A 3,883-nucleotide genomic window follows, 5' to 3' on the forward strand; every position below is an offset into this window, starting at 1 on the left:
CTGGTTTCATCGGCCGAGCAGACGCAGAATCGCACACTGCAGGCCTGCATAGTGCGATTCTGCGTCTGCTCGGCGGGTCTAACGGCGCTGGATCAGCAGCGTCTGCGCCGACGTCCCGATGAACCCGTCCTTATCGAAGACCTCTGCGGTGGTCATCCCGACGCCGTCCGGCCCGACCGACGCGCGGGCCCGCAGCGCGAAATCGTTCCCGTTCGGGAGCCGGTGCAGATGCACGACGGTGTCGGTGTTCATGAACATGAACTCGTCCGGGTCGAGGATCTTGCCGACGCCGTTGGCGCAATCCACGATGACGGCAAGGCGCTGCAGCGCGGTGGTGTCCTCGGTGTCGACGAGGTGCGCCACCGGGCTGAACCACGACACCGCGGTGGCGCCCGGTGCGACCCGCTGCGGGCGCCAGCTGATCGCGTCGAAATAGCCGCCGGCATTGGCGAAGACGTCGTCGACCGGTCCGGCCGGTCCCTCAGCCAGCGGGGGGTACCGGTCTGATGCCACGTCGGCCGTATCGGACCGCGCGAGCAGCCACGCCGTCACCCGCGCCACCGCACGGGCGGGTCGGCCGTCGCGATCGGCAAGCATCTCGGCGACCAGCATGGCCACCCGCGAACCCGGGCGTTCCACCCAGGCCCGGGCGCGCACCGGGGCCACCGGGATGGCACCCAGGATGTCCAGGCTGAGTTTGCCGATCCGCAGACCGGACCCCGCCGATAGCTCCTCGATCAGCTTCGTCAGCAGCGCCAATGGCGGTGAGCCGTGCTGCAGGTCGGGTCCCCAGTTGCTGCGGGTGCAGTCGGTCGCGCGGAACGCCTGATAGTCGCCGCTGGCAGGCTCCCGATGATAGAAGCTGCCGCTCATGCGGCGGGTTCGGCGCCATGCGTCGGCCATCCGGGGTAGGGCGGCGGTGTGCCGCCGAAGGCCGGGCAGTGCTCCTGGTGTGCGCACCAGTCACATAGCCGCGACGGGTTGGGACGGAAATCGCCTGTCGCACCGGCGGATTGGATCGCGCGCCAGATCGCCATCAGGGTCTTCTCGAAGCGCAGCAGCTCTTCGCGGTCCGGCGAGTAGTCCAGCACCTGGCCGTCCGCCAGGTAGATGAGCCGCAGCCGGGCGGGCAGCACACCGCGTGACCGGAACAGCGCCACCGCGTAGAACTTCATCTGGAACATCGCCTTGAACTCGGCCAGTGCCCGCGCGGCCGGCGGCGCTTTGCCGGTCTTGTAGTCGACCACCCGCAATTCACCGGTGACGGCGACGTCGACGCGGTCGATGAAGCCGCGCAGCAGCGTGCCGTCGGCGAGTTCGACCTCTACCCGCTGTTCGCAGCTTTCCGGGTCGAATCGGGTCGGGTCTTCCAGCCGGTAGTAGCCCGACAGCAGCGCGCGGGCCTCCTCGAGTAGCTGGGCTCGTTGTTCGGGATCCAGATCGTCGGCCAGGTCGGGCTGCTTGGCCATCAGTTGGTCCCAGGCCGGGTCCAACAGCGATTTCGCCGTGTCAGGGTCGCGCTGTACCGCGGGCAGCCCGTAGAGCTGTTCGAGCGCAGCGTGCACCAGCGACCCGCGCAGCTGGGCCGGCGACGGCGCCTCGGGCAACCGGTCGATCGCGCGGAACCGGTATAGCAGCGGGCACTGCTTGAAGTCCGCGGCCCGCGACGGTGACAGTGCGGGTCTCGAGGCCGGCCGCGAGCTTTCCTCCGGCACGTCGGTCATTCCCGCAGCCTAGGACCGCACGCCGACAACCCCGAGAACCTGCTACGGCGAGTCGGCTGGCACGCTAGATCGCGTGTCAGCAACCGGCCCGTTCACCGTTGGCGAACGTGTTCAGCTCACCGACGCCAAGGGCCGGCACTACACGATGTCGCTGACTCCGGGCAGCGAGTTTCACACCCATCGCGGCTCGATCGCCCACGACGCAGTGATCGGGCTCCAGCAGGGCAGCGTGGTCAAGTCCAGCAACGGTGCACAGTTCCTGGTGTTACGTCCGCTGCTGGTCGACTACGTCATGTCGATGCCGCGCGGGCCGCAGGTGATCTACCCCAAGGACGCCGCGCAGATCGTGCACGAGGGCGACATCTTTCCAGGCGCCCGGGTGCTGGAGGCCGGCGCCGGATCCGGCGCGCTGACCCTCTCCCTGCTGCGGGCCGTCGGGCCGCCGGGACAGGTGATCTCCTACGAACAGCGCGCCGACCATGCCGAGCACGCCCGCCGCAACGTCGGCAACTTCTATGACCGGCTACCCGACAACTGGCAGCTCATCATCAGCGACCTCGCCGACTCCGAATTGCCCGACGGCTCCTTCGACCGCGCAGTGCTGGACATGCTGGCGCCGTGGGAGGTGCTCGACTCGGTGTCGCGGCTGCTGATCCCCGGCGGCGTGCTGGTGATCTACGTGGCCACCGTCACCCAGCTGTCGAGGGTGGTGGAGGCGCTGCGGGCTCAGCAGCGCTGGACCGAGCCGCGCTCGTGGGAGACGCTGCAGCGCGGTTGGAACGTGGTGGGCCTGGCCGTTCGGCCGCAACATTCGATGCGCGGGCACACCGCGTTCCTGGTGACCGCGCGCCGGCTGGCGCCCGGCGTCGTCGCCCCGGCGCCGTTGGGCCGCAAGCGCGAGGGACGGGACGGCTAGCTTTGCTAGTCGTCGCTGCGCAGCAACCCCCGCCGCACCGACAGCAGCTCGAACTCCGGATGAGCCGCCACCAGTCGCTCGGCGGCGTCCAGCACATCGACGGCGTGGCCGCGGTCGGCCGACGCCACGGTCACCCCGATGCCGGCCCGCCGGTGCAGATCCTGCGAGCCGGTCTCAGCCGCCGAGACGCTGAACTTGCGCTGCAGTTCGGCGACGACGGGACGGATCACCGATCGCTTCTGCTTGAGTGATCGCACGTCGCCGAGCAGTACGTCGAACTCGAGCCAGCCGATCCACATCCGAGGTTCAGGGAGTCGGCGACGGCGACGGACTTGAGCTGTTCAGGGCCAGCAGCATGTCTGCGGTCTTGCGGGACAACTGCCAGCCGCCCTGGGCGGGCGTGAACTCCATCGGGAAGGTGAACACCCGGTTTTTCGCCTGTGCGGTGTTGACGGTGACGGTGGCCGTCACGTTGGACGGATTCTTGTCCGACCACGCGATGTCCTTGGCCACGAACGTCATCGGCAGATAGCCGTTGTCGCGCAGGGCGTTGCTGAACTTGTCCAGGGTGGCTGCGCTCTCCGGCGTTGCGCCTTCGACCAGGCCCACCTTGTTGCTGCCCGGCACGTTCGGGTCGGCCAGTCGGCCCAGCACATCGGTGAGGGCTTCGGGCGGGGGCAGGGGCGCAGCAGGGGGAGACCCAACCGGACTCGGCGTGGCGAGCGCCTCCGATGAGGCGGCTCCTGCGTCGACCTTGGGCCCGCCCGAACAACCCGAGAGCCCGGCCGCCGCCACGATCGCGGCGGCGCCTAGCAGGACAACAACATGTCGGCGCATTCAGGCCGGCGGGCTATGCGCCCACTCCCGCTTCCTGAACCAGCGCCAGCGCCGAGGCACGGGAGATCTTCCAGTTGCCTTGGTTCACGAACCTGACGTTGCGCGTCGCGGGTGCCAGCTTGGGGCCGGACGCGGTGATGTCGGCCGTGGCCGCTCCGGGACCGGCGGGCCGGATATTTGCCACATTGAACGTCAGTGGAAAGGCGCCGTTGTTGACGGCCTGTTGGAACCTCGAGTCGGCAAGGCTGGCTTCGAACGGTGCGAGGCCTCCCTCGATCAGGTTGGCCTTGCTCGCAAACGGCACGCCCTGAGCCTGCAGCCCGTTGAGGACTGCCATCACCTCGCCGGGGGTGGGCACGGCCTCGGCAGGGTCCAGCGGAAGCGGCACACCGAACACGACGATTTG

6 protein-coding genes are annotated in these 3,883 nt (G+C 68.9%); 1 reads left to right on the forward strand and 5 read right to left on the reverse strand.

Going from position 1 to position 3,883, the window contains the following annotated elements:
- Positions 1 to 78: 78 nt before the first annotated feature.
- Both VML93_RS32745 and VML93_RS32750 read right to left on the reverse strand, forming a co-directional pair.
- Positions 79 to 873 (reverse strand): thioesterase family protein, encoded by a 795-nt coding sequence (locus VML93_RS32745; protein ID WP_325617107.1) that lies wholly within the window; start codon positions 871 to 873, stop codon positions 79 to 81.
- Positions 870 to 1,724, reverse strand: a complete 855-nt coding sequence (locus tag VML93_RS32750) for a RecB family exonuclease (protein ID WP_325617098.1) — start codon at positions 1,722 to 1,724, stop codon at positions 870 to 872. The genes VML93_RS32745 and VML93_RS32750 overlap by 4 nt, the downstream gene beginning before the upstream one ends.
- Before the next feature lie 73 nt (positions 1,725 to 1,797).
- On the opposite strand from VML93_RS32750, the gene trmI reads away from it, so the two are divergent.
- On the forward strand, positions 1,798 to 2,640 hold the full coding sequence (gene trmI / locus VML93_RS32755; RefSeq protein ID WP_325617100.1) for a tRNA (adenine(58)-N(1))-methyltransferase TrmI: 843 nt from the start codon (positions 1,798 to 1,800) through the stop codon (positions 2,638 to 2,640).
- Between the two features lie 5 nt (positions 2,641 to 2,645).
- Here trmI and VML93_RS32760 read toward each other — a convergent pair whose 3' ends face one another.
- The 3 genes from VML93_RS32760 to VML93_RS32770 all read right to left on the reverse strand — a co-directional run.
- Positions 2,646 to 2,939, reverse strand: coding sequence for a DUF503 domain-containing protein (locus tag VML93_RS32760; protein ID WP_325617102.1), 294 nt, complete (start codon positions 2,937 to 2,939; stop codon positions 2,646 to 2,648).
- A 7-nt stretch (positions 2,940 to 2,946) separates the two neighbouring features.
- On the reverse strand, positions 2,947 to 3,477 hold the full coding sequence (locus VML93_RS32765) for a hypothetical protein (RefSeq protein ID WP_325617104.1): 531 nt from the start codon (positions 3,475 to 3,477) through the stop codon (positions 2,947 to 2,949).
- A 13-nt stretch (positions 3,478 to 3,490) separates the two neighbouring features.
- A partial coding sequence (locus tag VML93_RS32770; RefSeq protein WP_325617105.1) for a hypothetical protein occupies positions 3,491 to 3,883 on the reverse strand: 393 nt, incomplete at its 5' end.

Source organism: Mycobacterium sp., assembly GCF_035499775.1.
Lineage (GTDB): Bacteria > Actinomycetota > Actinomycetes > Mycobacteriales > Mycobacteriaceae > Mycobacterium.

What these genes read in the sequence shown, in the direction of transcription:
- VML93_RS32745 (WP_325617107.1), bottom strand. Translation starts at nt 873, where the DNA reads ATGAGCGGCAGCTTCTATCATCGGGAGCCTGCCAGCGGCGACTATCAG.
- VML93_RS32750 (WP_325617098.1), bottom strand. Translation starts at nt 1,724, where the DNA reads ATGACCGACGTGCCGGAGGAAAGCTCGCGGCCGGCCTCGAGACCCGCA.
- VML93_RS32760 (WP_325617102.1), bottom strand. Translation starts at nt 2,939, where the DNA reads ATGTGGATCGGCTGGCTCGAGTTCGACGTACTGCTCGGCGACGTGCGA.
- VML93_RS32765 (WP_325617104.1), bottom strand. Translation starts at nt 3,477, where the DNA reads ATGCGCCGACATGTTGTTGTCCTGCTAGGCGCCGCCGCGATCGTGGCG.